This is a genomic window from Streptomyces sp. NPDC102514, assembly GCF_055584525.1.
Window position 1 is genome coordinate 624,610 of the sequence record NZ_JBVJLW010000002.1, and the last position, 13,688, is coordinate 638,297.

Annotated in this window: 11 protein-coding genes and 1 pseudogene; 3 read left to right on the forward strand and 9 right to left on the reverse strand. The window is 73.5% G+C overall.

Annotated features, from left to right (window positions below; genetic code table 11):
* Positions 1–85: 85 nt before the first annotated feature.
* The 5 genes from ACZ60E_RS07630 to ACZ60E_RS07650 all read right to left on the reverse strand — a co-directional run bounded on the left by ACZ60E_RS07630 (position 86) and on the right by ACZ60E_RS07650 (position 6,594).
* Positions 86–511, reverse strand: a complete 426-nt coding sequence (locus ACZ60E_RS07630) for an OsmC family protein (protein WP_384804839.1) — start codon at positions 509–511, stop codon at positions 86–88.
* A 74-nt stretch (positions 512–585) separates the two neighbouring features.
* The gene (locus ACZ60E_RS07635; protein ID WP_469439012.1) at positions 586–2,328 is read right to left on the reverse strand and encodes a vWA domain-containing protein; all 1,743 of its coding nucleotides are present in this window, start codon (positions 2,326–2,328) and stop codon (positions 586–588) included.
* Between the two features lie 62 nt (positions 2,329–2,390).
* Positions 2,391–3,452 (reverse strand): ATP-binding protein, encoded by a 1,062-nt coding sequence (locus ACZ60E_RS07640; RefSeq protein WP_384804841.1) that lies wholly within the window; start codon positions 3,450–3,452, stop codon positions 2,391–2,393.
* 410 nt (positions 3,453–3,862) lie between these two features.
* Complete coding sequence (locus ACZ60E_RS07645) at positions 3,863–5,953, reverse strand: phage holin family protein (protein WP_469438923.1); 2,091 nt, start codon at positions 5,951–5,953, stop codon at positions 3,863–3,865.
* Between the two features lie 215 nt (positions 5,954–6,168).
* Positions 6,169–6,594: a hypothetical protein gene (locus tag ACZ60E_RS07650; RefSeq protein WP_384804845.1), complete on the reverse strand. Its 426-nt coding sequence runs from the start codon at positions 6,592–6,594 to the stop codon at positions 6,169–6,171.
* A gap of 84 nt (positions 6,595–6,678) precedes the next feature.
* On the opposite strand from ACZ60E_RS07650, the pseudogene ACZ60E_RS07655 reads away from it, so the two are divergent.
* Together ACZ60E_RS07655 and ACZ60E_RS07660 are read left to right on the forward strand one after the other, a co-directional pair.
* A pseudogene (locus ACZ60E_RS07655) lies at positions 6,679–7,443 on the forward strand (MBL fold metallo-hydrolase); the annotation flags it as partial.
* Positions 7,444–7,514: 71 nt separating this feature from the next.
* Positions 7,515–8,144, forward strand: a complete 630-nt coding sequence (locus tag ACZ60E_RS07660; RefSeq protein ID WP_469438924.1) for a DedA family protein — start codon at positions 7,515–7,517, stop codon at positions 8,142–8,144.
* A 468-nt stretch (positions 8,145–8,612) separates the two neighbouring features.
* On the opposite strand, the gene ACZ60E_RS07665 is transcribed toward ACZ60E_RS07660, so the two are convergent.
* The 4 genes from ACZ60E_RS07665 to ACZ60E_RS07680 all read right to left on the reverse strand — a co-directional run bounded on the left by ACZ60E_RS07665 (position 8,613) and on the right by ACZ60E_RS07680 (position 12,954).
* Positions 8,613–9,641: an MBL fold metallo-hydrolase gene (locus ACZ60E_RS07665; RefSeq protein ID WP_469438925.1), complete on the reverse strand. Its 1,029-nt coding sequence runs from the start codon at positions 9,639–9,641 to the stop codon at positions 8,613–8,615.
* Positions 9,638–10,879 carry an aminotransferase class I/II-fold pyridoxal phosphate-dependent enzyme gene (locus tag ACZ60E_RS07670; RefSeq protein ID WP_384804851.1) on the reverse strand — a complete coding sequence of 414 codons (1,242 nt, stop codon included), beginning with the start codon at positions 10,877–10,879 and terminating at the stop codon, positions 9,638–9,640. Before ACZ60E_RS07670 ends, ACZ60E_RS07665 begins: the two co-directional genes overlap by 4 nt.
* A gap of 193 nt (positions 10,880–11,072) precedes the next feature.
* Positions 11,073–11,891: a hypothetical protein gene (locus ACZ60E_RS07675; protein ID WP_469438926.1), complete on the reverse strand. Its 819-nt coding sequence runs from the start codon at positions 11,889–11,891 to the stop codon at positions 11,073–11,075.
* Positions 11,892–12,159: 268 nt separating this feature from the next.
* Complete coding sequence (locus tag ACZ60E_RS07680; protein WP_384804855.1) at positions 12,160–12,954, reverse strand: RNA polymerase sigma factor SigF; 795 nt, start codon at positions 12,952–12,954, stop codon at positions 12,160–12,162.
* A 281-nt stretch (positions 12,955–13,235) separates the two neighbouring features.
* Between ACZ60E_RS07680 and ACZ60E_RS07685 the strand changes: the two genes are divergently transcribed.
* Positions 13,236–13,625: a DUF2795 domain-containing protein gene (locus tag ACZ60E_RS07685; RefSeq protein ID WP_469438927.1), complete on the forward strand. Its 390-nt coding sequence runs from the start codon at positions 13,236–13,238 to the stop codon at positions 13,623–13,625.
* Positions 13,626–13,688: the final 63 nt, after the last annotated feature.

The window sequence follows — 13,688 nt, forward strand, 5'->3', positions numbered from 1 at the left end:
GCCGGACATGACGATGCCGCGCCCCTCGCACGGGGCGCGGCATCGCCTCAGAAGCGGTGTACCGATGTTCCGGAACGGCGGGGTGTCAGGCGAGCTTCGCCGTCAGCGTGATCGTCGTGCCCGTCAGCGCCTGGCTGACCGGGCAGTTCTTCTTGGCGTCCTCGGCGGCGGCGACGAAGGCGTTCTCGTCGAGGCCCGGGACGGTGCCCTCCACCGTGAGGTGGATGCCCGTGATGCCCTCACCCGGCTGGAACGTGACGTCCGCGGAGGTGGTGAGCTTGGTGGGCGGCGTGCCGGCGCCGGCGAGGCCGTGCGAGAGCGCCATGGAGAAGCAGCTGGAGTGGGCGGCGGCGATCAGCTCCTCCGGGCTGGTCTTGCCGTTGGCCTTCTCGGCGCGCGACGGCCACGACACCGGCTGCTCGCCGATGCCGGAGGAGTCGAAGGTGACGACGCCGTTGCCCTCGAGCAGGTTGCCTTCCCAGACGGTGTGTGCGGAGCGCGTTGTTGCCACGATGATTCCCTTTCGACGAGGTCCCGGTTCCGGGTCCGTGGCACCATCCGATCACACTCGGGTCACCGTCGGGCTCAGCGCACGCGAAAGACCGGCCCGCGCGCGGTGGACGGCAGGGACGCGCCCTGCGGAATCAGATAGGCGTGCTCGCGGCGGACCCGCAGCACATCGCACCAGCCGTCGGTGATGACGAGGACCGGGGCGCCCGGCGGGAAGTCCTTCGCCCGGTGCAGGAGGTCGACACCCGGCTGCAGGATCGTGCCGCCCCGGCCGTGGACGCGTACCCGCCCCGCGATCTCGGTGACCGGGACGAAGCCCGCGTCGTGCGGTGCCGCGTCGCAGAACACGACCCGCGCGGCCGGTACGTCCCTGGCCTCGGCGTACGAGGCGATCGCGCCCAGTGCCTTGCCGAGCAGGGTGCGGTCCATGGAGCCGGAGGTGTCGAGGACCACGCCGAAGGTGCAGCGGGCGATCTCCTCGGGCGGGAAGTACCGTCCGGCGCGCGGGATGTCGGGGGTGGCGGCCTGTCTGCGGGACGGGCGGGCGTAGGTGCGCAAGGGCTCGGGGCGCGGCACGAACTCGTCGAACCAGCGCGCCAATTGGGCGTCCCACGGCAGGGGCGGATGGCTGAGCGCGCGGATGTCCTCGACGAGGCCGCCGGGCAGGTACCCGCGCTCCTGCCGCTGGTGCAGGTCGAGGCCCCGGGCGAGGCCGCGGCGGTAGAACTCGTCGAGGTCGACGTAGGCGCGGGGCGAGCCGAGGGGGCCGCCGAGGATGTCTCCCACGCCCTTGCCGCGCAGGGTGGCGAGGCGTCGGTGGCGGCGCAGGTCGGTGGCGAGCCGGTCGTAGACCTCCTCGGCGGAGAGGTCCTTCAACTCCTGGTCGTACAGCAGCCCTTCGGGCATCACGCCGACCTGCATCTCGACCAGCCAGGAGTTGATGACGTAGTCGCAGGCGACATTGAAGAGGTACGGGTCGCGGACGCCGCAGCGGTCACCGTGGCGCAGCGCGGCGTGCAGCATCTCGTGGGCGAGGACGAACCGCCACTCCTCGTCGTCGAACTGCCGCAGCGGGTTGATGTAGATCTCGGCGGCCTCCGGGTCGACCGCGGCGACGGAGATGCCGTGCGCGTGGGCGAGTTCGGCGTCCGCGACGATCGTGATGCCGGCCGCGATGCCCCCGAGCAGCGGATAGGAGGACACGAACCAGCTCAGCGCCCGCTCCCACGGCTGCCGCGGAGTGATGCCGCCGCGCATCGAGTCGCGCCGGCCGCCCGCCATGTCCATCGCGGCGGACACCGTGCGCGTCAGCGCGTGGGCGAAGGCGAGCTGCCAGTCCGGCGCGGAACCTCCCCGCCAGGTGTCCCACGGCACCAGCAGCAGGTCCGGCTCGTCGCCCGCCGTACCGCAGCGCTCGTACACCGCGGGGATACCTGCGCCGTCGCGGCGCCAGCGCGCGGCGAGCTGCTCCTCGTCCCCGTCGGGGTACGACATCGGCAGGTCCGCGGGGGTCAGGCCGATGGGGAAGCCGAGCAGGAAGCGGTTGACGACGACGCAGCGGGCGGCGAGGTCGAAGCGGTCGGGCTGCTCCCGCACGGTCTTGTGCGCCGGTACGTGTCCGAAGCCGAGGTGGAGGGCGGCGTGCGCGACCGCCCAGGCCCACTCGACGGGCCGGGCGCGGCGCTTGGGGTGGACGTGCAGCACGCCGTCGGAGTCGACGCGGACGAGCCCGTCGCGGGGCGACTCCTCGCAGTCCTCCTGGCGGCAGACGCTGAAGCCGATGGCGGCGAGCGCGCGGTTGCTCCGCACGAGCCGCATCCCCTCGGCGAACGCCTCGGCCGCCAGGTCCTTCTTCGGCTCCGCCTGCTTGCCCGTACGGGTCACCGGCGGGCCTCCACCAGCCGGGGCATGTCGCGGGCCGCCTCCACCAGGAACCAGGCGGGCAGCACGGGGTTGCCGTCCTCGTCCGAGGCGATGACGCTCTGGGCGACCTCCACCGAGATCTCCGCGAGCTGCACGAGCAGCGACTTCGCGCGGTACGCGGTCTGCCGGCCGTTCGCCGAGGCGTGCTCCTTGCTGGTGGGCAGCTCCTTGACCAGCCGTCCCCGGAACGACTCGGCGAGGTAGTACAGCAGGTCGCGGTCCTCGACGCGGTTCGGCCAGCGGGCCTCGCCCTTGAGGATCGCCTCGATGCCGAAACGACTGCGGACGATCTTCACATAGCCGCAGAAGGCGACCGCGTGCGCGGGCGTCAGCGTGCCGTGCGCGATGACCTTGAGCGTCGGCTCGTCGAGCGTGGGGCCGAAGGAACGCAGGGCGTCCGAGAGCATGTGCCAGGAACGGGGCGTGGAGAACGGCTCCTCCGTCTTCGGCGGCTTCGACCACAGGTGGTCGGGGCGGTCGGTGAGGTGGTCGAGCACCCACGGATGGATGTCGTTGCTCGCCGCCCACACCAGCCAGTCCTTCGCCGAGACCTCCAGGTGTACGTGCGTGAGGCGGTTGACCAGGGCGGACGCGATGGGGCGCGCGAGCGCGTTGTCCGTCGAGCGGTTGCCCGCGCCGATCACGATCGAGCCCGCGGGCAGCTCGTAGTTGCCGATGCGGCGGTCGAGGATCAGCGAGTAGAAGGCCTTCTGGACGTCCGGGGTCGCCGCGTTCAGCTCGTCCAGGAACAGGCAGTACGGCTCGTCGCGGGCGATCGCCTCCGGCGGACAGAAGACGGAACGGCCGTCCCGGATCTGCGGTACGCCGATCAGGTCCTCCGGCGCCAGCTGCGTACCCAGCAGGCTCACGCACTCCAGGCCCAGCGACTCGGCGAACTCCCTGACCAGGGAGGACTTTCCGATACCCGGGGCGCCCCAGAGGAACACGGGCCGCACGGTCGCGAGACCGAGCAGTAGTTCCGGTACACGGGCGGGAGTGACGGTGACGGCTGCCTGCACGCGGGCTCCTGGGGGTTGGGGGGGCGGGGGGTTCGGCCACGCCCAGTGTGCGTGGCCCTGGCGGCCCCCGCAGCCCATTTTCCGCGACGCCGCTTGTCTGGCCGACTGCCCGAGCGCCCGCCCGCGGGCCGGTGGGCCGGTGGGGCTGGCCGGCTGTTCGTCTGCGGCCCGGTGGGGGCTGGTCGCGCAGTTCCCCGCGCCCCTGTCTTTCCCCCGAGGCCGCCCCGTGCTCACAAAAGGCGCCCACCCCAGCCCCCTAAGGGGCGCGGGGAACGGCGCGACCAGCCACGTCCGGCCCGCACCCGACCGTCCACGCCAGGCTCACGCCCCTCAGGGGCGCGGGGAACGGCGCGACCGGCCCCCACCGGCCCGCAGCCGAAGCCCCTACCCACCCGCGCGGGCGCACACGGTCACGCCGAGCGTGAGTCGTCGAGTGGCGCGTCGTCGCCGACCGGCACCTGCGGACCGTCGTCCTCCCGCAACCACCGCCGCAGTACGCGATGCACCTGCTCCGCCCCGACCAGTTCCTCCCCCGCCCCCACCGGAGGTGAAAGCGTGAGCGGCGACATCAGGAAGGGCCGCCCCTGAGCCCCGCCCAACCCCCCGTGCGACCCGATCTGCTCCTCGAACGCGAGGACTTCGCCGTCCTCGGGGTCGTACCAGGAGTTCACCATGATGTCCGCGACGTGCGGGAACGAGTGCGTACGGCGCACCGCGTCGGCCGCGCCCGCCCCGAAGTCCGCGAGCGGCCCGGGACCGTCGTCCAGCTCGTCCAGCGGAATCTCCGCACCGTGCGCCCCGATCACGAGCCCCCCGTGCTGCTCGCTGCGCACGAGCACGAACCCGACCCCGGGATGGTTGGCGAGCGTGGTCAGCAGGGCAGGATGCCGCGCGTCGATCTCCTCGCGGCTCATCCGGTGCGGCACGTCGGGGAAGGACACGAGCCCCAGGTTCCCGGAGGCCAGCACGATGGGTTCCGACGGCGGCAGGGTCGGCCGGAACTGCTCGCCGCCCTCCTCCACGGGCCTGCGCAGCGCGGCCAGCACCGCCGCCCTGGCCTCGGCACCACTGTGCGTACGCCGGGCCTTGCGCGGCACGGGCAGCCCGCAGCCGGCCCGGACCAGTTCGCCGAGCCCGAGGCCGTACCGGGCGTGAAAGGTCTCCCCCGGGCTCTGGCCGTGGTCGGAGAGCAGGACCACGCGGTACGCCCGCGGCGCGTGCTCGGCGACCTGCTCGATCAGGGCCAGCGAGCGGTCGAGGCGCTGCAGGACCTTCTCCGCGTCCCGGCTGCGCGGCCCGGAATGGTGCGCGACCTCGTCGTACGCGACCAGGTCCGCGTAGACCGAGGCGCGTCCGGCGAACATGTCACCGATGACCGCCGCGACGACGACGTCCCGTTCGATGACGGTCGCGAAGGCCCGGATGAACGGGTAGAGCCCGCCCCGGCCGACCCGGGGACGCTGCTTCCGCAGCCGCGCCCGGGTGGACTCGCCGATCTCGCGGCCGACGTCGGCGACGAAGGACAGCGCGGTACGGACGGCGTTGGCAGGGTCGGAGAAGTACGCGAAGTAGCCCGCCCGGGAACGGTTCTCCCTGCCTCGCCTGGCGGCCACGGAGAGCACCAGGGCCAGTTGCTCGGCGCCCCCGCTGAAGAGGTTGCCGCGGCTCGCGCCGTCCAGGGTGAGCAGGCCGCCGTCGCCGGTGTGCTCGATGGCCCGGCGCTGGAGTTCCGCGGCGCTGGTGGGCCGGTTGCAGACCATGATTTCCCGGGTGTCCTTCTCGTACCAGCGGAAGGCGGGGATGTCGTGGTTGGAACCGTGCAGGATGCCGAGCTGGCTGGCGCCGGTCTGGCTGGACCAGTCGGTGCGCCAGGGCGCGAGCCGGTGGGTGGTACGGGCTCCCGGCCCCTCGCCCAGCCAGGCGGCCACGGTGGGCATGAGGCCGCGTCCGATGGCGTCCACGAGCACGTCGTGGCCGACTCCGTCGAGCTGGAGGAAGACCGTGCCGGGGGCCGACTGGGCGCCGGGCGGCGGCGCCTGTCTGCGGCGGCGGTCGGACAGCCGGTACAGCCTGCGCCGGTACGCGTCGTCGTCCCGTACGGCCAGCGCGCCGCCGGTGGCCGAGGCGACCGCGGACATCACCGCGGCGACCACCACGGCGGTCTCCGGGGCGGCCGTGCTCTTGCCCGAGGGGTCCAGGCGCAGCGCCAACAGGAGGAGCGAGCCGTTCAGGAAGAAGACGAGCACGCCGAGGACGAGGGCGGGGACGAGGAGCAGGGCCCGCACGAGGAGGGGCCACACGACGGAGGAGAGCACGCCGAACGCTCCGGCGCCCAGTGCGGCGGTGACGGCGATGCTGGTGGCGCTGTCACCGTCGGGCGACTGGAGCCTGAAGTCCGGCAGGATCCCGGCGAGCACGAGCATGGTGACCGTGGAGACCGCCCACACGGCGACACTCCGCCAGACCGCGCTCGCCACCCTCCGCCATCGTTCTTTCCCCACGTCACGCCTGCCTCACATCCGCGCCCGCCCCCTAGCCGACGGACTCGGCCCCACCTTGCCACAAGCCGACCAGCGCCCTCCGTCGCCGTCCCGCCCCAGGGCCGCGGCCCCTCAGGGGCGCGGGGAACTGCGCGACAAGCCCCCACCGGACCGGCACCCACCCACGAACGCCCAGCACCCCGCACCGGCCCGGGGCCGGCCATCGCCCGGAGCGATCAGCGACCGTCGTACCCCGCCGTCGGCATCGACAGCCGCCGATGCACCCGCGCCTTCATCTGCGCGTCGTACGCGGGCTCCGCATGCCCGACCGTCTCGACCCGCACCCCCCGCCGCGCGCACTCCTCCGTGAACGCGTCCACGGAGGCGAGCGCCCGCTCCAGAACGCGGCGGCTCGGCGCGACGAACAGATCCACGAGGCCGGCCTCGGCGTCCTCCCAGAGCGCGCAGTGGTCGGGCCGCAGCCCCCGCAGGAGCAGCTCCCGCGTGACCACGTAACCGCGTTCGGCCGCCCAGTGCGCGCACATGGCGTGCTGGCTGCGCGAGTCCACCAGGAAGGGGTCCGCGTCCAGCTCCTCCAACGGCGTCAGGCTGGCGATCGTCGTCACGCGCAGCATGCCGGAGGTACGGCGTGTGTCTCCCATGGCGTCCCCCTCACCTCCGGGTTTCGTCGCCGACCCTACTCCTGCCCGTAGGCTCGGGGGGAGTCGCGCGAAGGAGGCAAAGGAGTGCCGGTGGAGATCACTTGGTGGGGTCACGCCACCTGCACGGTAGAGGACTCGGGAGTACGCGTGCTCACGGACCCGCTCTTCGCGCGCCGGCTCGCGCATCTGCGCAGGCGCCGGGGCGCGCCACCGCCCCCCGAGGCGGCGGTGGCGGATGTGACGCTCATCTCTCATCTGCACGCCGACCATCTGCACGTACCGTCGCTGTCCCGGCTCGCCCCGGGCACCCGGCTCCTGGTGCCGCGCGGTGCCCGGCGTGCGGTGCCCGGACTGCGCAGGCTCGACGGCCTGGAGCTCACCGAGGTGACGCCCGGCGACCGGGTCCAGGTCGGTGACCTGCTCGTACGGGTCGTCTCCGCTCGGCACGACGGGCGGCGGCTGCCGGTCGGGCCGCATCGCGCGCCCGCTCTCGGCTATGTGATCGAGGGCGAGTCCCGGACGTACTTCGCCGGGGACACCGGGCTGTTCGAGTCGATGGCCGAGGAGGTCGGGCCGGTCGACGTGGCGTTGCTGCCGGTCGGCGGGTGGGGGCCGTACCTGGGCGAGGAGCACCTGGACGCGGGCCGGGCGGCCGACGCGCTGGCCCTGCTGGGGCCCGGCAGTGCCGTGCCGGTGCACTACGGCACGTTCTGGCCCATCGGGCTGGATTCCGTGCGCCCCCATGAATTCCATGCACCGGGCGCCGAGTTCGTGCGCCTGGCCGCCGAGCGTGCGCCCGGCGTGACCGTGCACCGGCTCGACCAGGGTGAAAGTGTGCGACCCAAGATCGTGGGGTATCGGTCCTCCCCTGGGGACGCACCGGCCGGTCGGGGCGACGACGAGCGGGAGGGCGGAACCCGGTGAGACCTGTGCTCGCCGTCGCGGTCACGACCGTGCCGACTGTGGCCACTCAGCAGGCGCTCGGCTATCCGTCGCTGTTCCTGCTGGTGCTGATCGGCGCGCTGGTGCCGGTCATTCCCACGGGTGCGCTGGTGAGTTCGGCGGCCGTGGTGGCCGTCCACCAGGCGGCGCCCTTCTCGATGCTGCTGGTGTTCGTGGTGTCGGCGCTGGCCGCGTTCCTCGGGGACATGGCGCTGTACTGGCTCGGGCGCCGCGGAATGAAGTCGAAGAACGGCTCGCGCTGGCTCGCGGCGATCCGCGACCGCGCGCCCGAGGACCGGCTCGCCCAGGCCCAGGGGAAGCTCGCCGACCACGGCGTGGCGGTGCTGGTGCTGTCCCGGCTGGTCCCCGCGGGACGCATCCCGGTGATGCTCGCCTGCCTGATGGCGAAGTGGCCGATGCGCCGTTTCGCCCACGGCAACGCGCCGGCGTGCCTCGCGTGGGCCGCGACGTACCAGCTCATCGGGGTACTGGGCGGCTCCCTGTTCAAGGAACCGTGGGAGGGGGTGCTGGCGGCGGTGCTCCTGACGGTGATCGTCAGCCTGACCCCCACGCTGTGGCGCCGCGTCCGCGGCGCGGCAGCCCGTTAGGGCCGCAGGGCTCGGCGCGGCCAGCCCCCACCGGACCCGCAGCGCCCATCCGCCAGAAAGCCCCCCTGCAGGGCCGTCTGAACCTGCGGATCCGTCGTGGCTGGCCGCGCAGTTCCCCGCGCCCCTCACGGGGCCCGGCCAGACGCGAAAGGTTTCGCAGCCCCTTCCAGAGCCCGGCGCACACCACCGCGCCCGTAAGGGGCGCGGGGAACGGCGCGATCCGCCCCCACCGGACCCGCAGCGCCCATCCCACAGCAAGCCCCCCCTGCAGGGCCGTCCGAACCCGCAGGTCCGACGTGGCTGGCCGCGCCGGTCCCCGCGCCCCTGACGGGGCCCGGCCGGACGCGGGAGGGGCCCGCAGGTCCTCCCCGGGGGCCAAGTCGAAGCGCCGCGGCCTCTCAGGGGCGCGGGGAACGGCGCGGCCAGCCCCCAGCGGCCCGCAAGCCCACACCCCGCGGCAAGCAGCCCTCACGGGAGGATTCGGGAGGCTCCCACCGGGAGGTCCCACAGGTTTTCCCGGGGCAGGCCCGCCGCCGCCCACGCCGCACGGACACGCGTGAGCGGCTCCAGGACGGGCTCGGCCGACAGGACGAAGGTCGCCCAGTGCATCGGAGCCATCCGGCGCGCACCGAGGTCCTGAACCGCCCGCACCGCGTCCTCCGGATCGCAGTGCACATCGCTCAGCCACCACCGGGGGTCGTACGCGCCGATCGGCAGCAGCGCCAGGTCGATGCCGGGATACCGCGCCCCGATCCGGGCGAACCAGTGCCCGTACCCCGTGTCCCCCGCGAAGTACACCCGTCTGCCGTCGGACGCGGTCAGCACCCAGCCGCCCCACAGGGTGCGGCACGTGTCGTGGAGGCTGCGCTTCGACCAGTGGTGGGCGGGCACGAAGTCCAGGCGGACACCGCGGAGTTCGGCCGCCTCCCACCAGTCCAGCTCCGTCACCTGCGTGAAGCGGCGCCGCCGGAACCAGCGGCCCAGTCCCGCCGGGACGAACACCGGTGTGTCCCGCGGGAGCCGGCGCAGGGTCGGTGCGTCCAGGTGGTCGTAGTGGTTGTGGGAGATGACGACCGCGTCGACACGCGGCAGCGCACTCCAGGGCACCCCGACGGGGGTGATCCGGGCGGGAGTTCCGAGGATCTTGCGGGACCAGACCGGGTCGGTGAGTACCGTGAGGCCACCGATCCGGACCACCCAACTGGCGTGTCCCGCCCAGGAGACGGCGATCGTGTCGGTGTCGACCCTGGGCAACGGCTCGGGCGCGTACGGCAGTCGGGGAACGTCGGCGAGCCCCTCCGGTCCCGGCCGCAGCGCCCCCTCGCGCGCGAACCGCGCGAAACCGCTGAGGCCCGGCAGCGGCGCGGTGAGCCGCCCGGCGAAGGAACGGGGCCAGAGCCGCCGTTCACCGAGCGGCCTCGGCTCCGCGAGCGGCCCTCCGACGTCGGACGGGGTGGAGGTCGTGGTGGTCGTGGCCGACTCGGACTGCTGCGTCATCGAGGGGACTCCCGTCGCCGAGCGTCATCGTCGTCGCGGAGATCGTCGAAGGTCGATCCCAGCAGACTCAACCTGCTTTTCACATGGGGCAGTTCCAGTGGTTCCGGTGACACAAGAGACGCCATGCGCTCGTCGTCGGTTGTCCCGAGGAACGGCCCGGTGGACAGCCGTACGCGCAGGGCCCCGAGGTCGTCCCCGAAGCGGTGGCCGCCGGGCGTCGGCATGCCCAGCCGGACGCCGAGGAAGTCCTCCAGTTCCTGCGCGTCACCGACCCCGAGCGCGCCGAGCGCGGACCGCAGCGGACCGAGGTCGGCGTACAGGTGGCGTCCCGCCCGGGGCGGCCGGACGAGGGCCCCCGCCGAGGTGAGCGCCCGGTGCGCGGCGGCGGCGACACTCGCGTGCAGCCGTACGGACGCGGCGAGGCGGTGCGTGATCTCGTCGGGTTCGCCGAGCGCGTACGCGGCGGCCGAGGCGACCGGCGCGGCGATCCGGGCGTCGAGGGCGGTGAGGACGTCGAGGACGCGCTCGCGCAGCAGGGTGCCGGTGTCGTTGCCGGGGAAGCGGGCGATCGCGGCGGGCCAGCCGGCCGGCAGGAACGGGCCGCAGAGGTCGGTCAGGACCGTGACCCGGTCCGGCAGCATCTCGGCGGGCCCGATCAGCAGGGTGTCCCGCGGCTCGTGCAGCGTGTCGCGCCAGGTCTCGTCGCTGACGACGTGCAGGCCCTCGCCCGCGGCGGCCTCGACGGTCTCGTGGACCAGTTCGGGCGGCGCGACGGTCGCGGCGGGATCGTCGGCCACGGACAGGACGAGCAGCCGCGGATCGCCGCCCTCGGCACGCACCCGGCGCACGGTCTCCAGGAGGGCGTACGGGTCCGGGACGCCACCGCACTCGGCGGGCGTGCCCACGGGGAAGACGGAGGCGCCCAGCAGACGGGCCTGCGGTGTCCACCAGGCCGCGCAGGGGCGGGGCACCAGCACGTCGCCGCCGAGTGCCGCGGTCAGTGCGAGGAGCAGGACGGGGGCGCCCGGCGCGGCGACGGTCCGGTCGCGGTCGGCGGGCAGTCCGCGCCGGGTCCAGTAGCCGCGGGCGGCGTCCAGGAGGGCGGCGCTCCCGCCGGTCGGTTCGGTGTGCGTGCCGGTCGCCGCGGCGACGAGTCCGGGTGGCGGGGGCAGGCCGTGGCCCGGGAGGGGCGGGCCGTAACGGACAGGTCCGTGCCCTTCCGGTCGGGTCCGCCGCATCTGTGTACCTCCGCGCAGTGCTCCCTGGACCCGTCGGACCGGATCCCCAGGGTGCCGGTCGTGCTTCCGGGATCCCCATACCCAGTGATCCGCTTCACCAACTCAGCCGTCCAGCCGGGCCGTTCACGTCAGCCGTCCAGCCGCTTCGTTCACGTCAGCCGTTCACGTCGGCAGTCCGCGTCAGCCGTTCGCGTCAGCCGTTCGCGGACGCGTCCCGGTGGCGCAGCCGGTGGCCCGCGGCGCCGAGCGCGCCCGCGATGAGGACACCGCCGGACACCAGGGCGACCGTGGAGTCGGAGAAGGTGCCGCCCTCACCGGCGTGCACCCCGTGCGGGACCCCGGCGTCGTGCGACTTGTCGTGGGACTTGTCGTGAGAGGTGCCGTGGGAGCCGTCGAGGGAGACCGTGAAGGACGCGCTCCACTCCTTGCCCTGCCCGCCGGGCGCCGCGGGGCAGACGCCCTCGGCCCGCCACTCGGAGGTCCTGCCGCCGCCGTCCGGGCCGCCGCCCTCCTCGAAGTCCACGGCGGGCGCGATACGGGCCGTGCCGCTGTAGGTGACGCCACCCCGCGGTTCCTCCTTGCCCGCGGGGTCGTCCCGGCCGCCCAGGCCTTCGACGCCCGCGGGCTCCTCGGGGACGGCCGGCGGACCCACGTCGTCCGGGCCCACCGGGTCCCCGTCACCCATGCCCGCCGGATCGTCCGTCCCGGCGAGGTCGTCCGTCCCGGCCGGGTCGTCCTCGCGTCCGGGGTGCTCGGAGTCCCGGGAGCGCCCAGCCTTGTGCAGTTGCACGGTGCCGTGCTCGAAGGCCTCGGAGGTGGCGTCGATGGTTTCGGGCGGGTGCCCGCCGGTCGATTCGCAGGTGACGGAGACGGTGACGCTGCCGCCGGGGGCCACCGTGCGCGGGCTGACCTCGGCCCCCGGGTTCGCGGACGCGGCCGTCGCGGCGGCGCCGAGCGCGAGGGTGGTGAAGGCGGTGGCGGACAGGGCGCGAGCGGTACGGCTCAGCGGCATGGGGTCGGTCTCCTTCGGCCGTCGGCTGGGGACCCCCACGCCCGGGTACGGCGGCGGAGGCGGGGCACGACCGGCATGCCCCGCAGTCCATCAGAGCCCGCCCCCGCCCGGGGCGCGCGCGGCCGGACACCATTCGTGCCACGCGGACGCCCGAGCGGGTGAAACGGCACGCTCCTGTGCCGTCGGCGTCACAGGAGCGCCGAAGGCGTCACCCCGCACGTCATCCGACGTGTCAGCCCACACGTCACTCGACGTGTCACCCCACGCGTCACGTGACGTCCTGCATGACCTGGTCCCGCAGCCGGTCGCAGCAGCGGCTGATCAGCCGGGAGACATGCATCTGGGAGATGCCGAGCTGTTCGGCGATACGGCTCTGGGTCATGTCGTTGAAGAAGCGCATGTAGAGGATGGCCCGTTCGCGTTCGGACAGGGCCTCCAGCCGCGGCTTGACCGACTCGCGGTCGATCACTATGTCGAGGGCCGGGTCGGCGGAGCCCAGCGCGTCGCTCAGGGAGTAGCCGTCCTCGCTGCCCGGCAGTTCGGCGTCCAGCGAGAGCGCCGAGAAGCTCTCCAGGGCCTCCAGACCGGTGCGTACGTCGTCCTCGCTCATCCGGGCGTGCTCGGCGATCTCCTCGACCGTGGGCTGCCGGCCGGGGATGGTCTGGGACAGCTCCTGGCGCGCGAAGCGCACGCGGTTGCGCAGGTCCTGGACCCGGCGCGGCACGTGCAGGGTCCACATGTGGTCGCGGAAGTGACGCTTGATCTCACCGGTGACGGTCGGCACGGCGTAGCTCTCGAAGGCGTTGCCGCGGTCGGGGTCGTAGCGGTCGACGGCCTTGACCAGACCGAGCGCCGCGACCTGCCGCAGGTCCTCGAAGTTCTCGCCGCGGCTGCGGAACCGGCCGGCCAGCCGCTCCGCCATGGGCAGCCAGGCTTCGATGATCTGGTCGCGGAGAGCGTCGTGCAGTCGGCCGGGAGGTGTCGAGGCGAGCTTGCGGAAGTCCTCCGCGGTGTCGGGGGCGTCGTCGTGCGGATGGTGCCTGGCGCTCGCGTGAGTGCGCATGAGATGCCTGCAGCTCTCTTGAGGGTGCTCCGGTTGGACGGTCAACCGTGAGAGCGCACCCTGAGCCGGACGGGCACACCCGTGGGGCGGGACGCGACTCCCACGGACGTGCCTCCGGTCCGAAGCACTGAGTGTCCGCCTGCCCCGGGTTCCCCTGGGTAAACACGCGGATGCGGGGACCGGTTGGGGCCGGGGCGCAGTCCGACATCCGTCCCGGAGACCTCGTGTTGATGATCGGGGCCCGGGTACGCGGGGGTCACCCCGAACATCTGGAGGGACTCATGGAGCGAGGCAGCAACCGCCTCAGCGCCCACCGGGACGAGGAGATGAAGCACGAACTGCAGGGCCTGCTGAGGTCGGGCCATCCGACCCGGGCGGAGGAGTGGCACGACCCGGAACCGGTCGCGGACGACGATCCGACGGTTGCCGGGGGCCCGGTGCGGCCGGGCGCGGACGGTACGACCGTGGCGGCCGTGCGCCTCGAACTGGCGCGGAGTCTGGGCCGTACGTCGTTCCCCGCGGGGCCTCGGGAGCTGGTCGGTGTGCTGCGCGAGCAGTACGCGCCGGACACGCTGGTCGAGCCGGTGGAACGGCTGCCGGAGGATGCGCGCTACGCCAACGCGCAGGAACTGGCCGAGGCGGTCGTGCGTTCCGCTGCGCCGGAAGCCTGACCGTCAAAGATTGCGCAGTTCCCCGCGCCCCTGAAAAGGGGCGCGGGGAACTGCGCAATCTTT

Excerpts from the sequence above, each read along its gene's own strand:
- ACZ60E_RS07635 (WP_469439012.1), bottom strand. The coding sequence starts at position 2,328 with ATGCGGCTCGTGCGGAGCAACCGCGCGCTCGCCGCCATCGGCTTCAGC.
- ACZ60E_RS07650 (WP_384804845.1), bottom strand. The coding sequence starts at position 6,594 with ATGGGAGACACACGCCGTACCTCCGGCATGCTGCGCGTGACGACGATC.
- ACZ60E_RS07665 (WP_469438925.1), bottom strand. The coding sequence starts at position 9,641 with ATGACGCAGCAGTCCGAGTCGGCCACGACCACCACGACCTCCACCCCG.
- ACZ60E_RS07670 (WP_384804851.1), bottom strand. The coding sequence starts at position 10,879 with ATGCGGCGGACCCGACCGGAAGGGCACGGACCTGTCCGTTACGGCCCG.
- ACZ60E_RS07675 (WP_469438926.1), bottom strand. The coding sequence starts at position 11,891 with ATGCCGCTGAGCCGTACCGCTCGCGCCCTGTCCGCCACCGCCTTCACC.
- ACZ60E_RS07680 (WP_384804855.1), bottom strand. The coding sequence starts at position 12,954 with ATGCGCACTCACGCGAGCGCCAGGCACCATCCGCACGACGACGCCCCC.
- ACZ60E_RS07685 (WP_469438927.1), top strand. The coding sequence starts at position 13,236 with ATGGAGCGAGGCAGCAACCGCCTCAGCGCCCACCGGGACGAGGAGATG.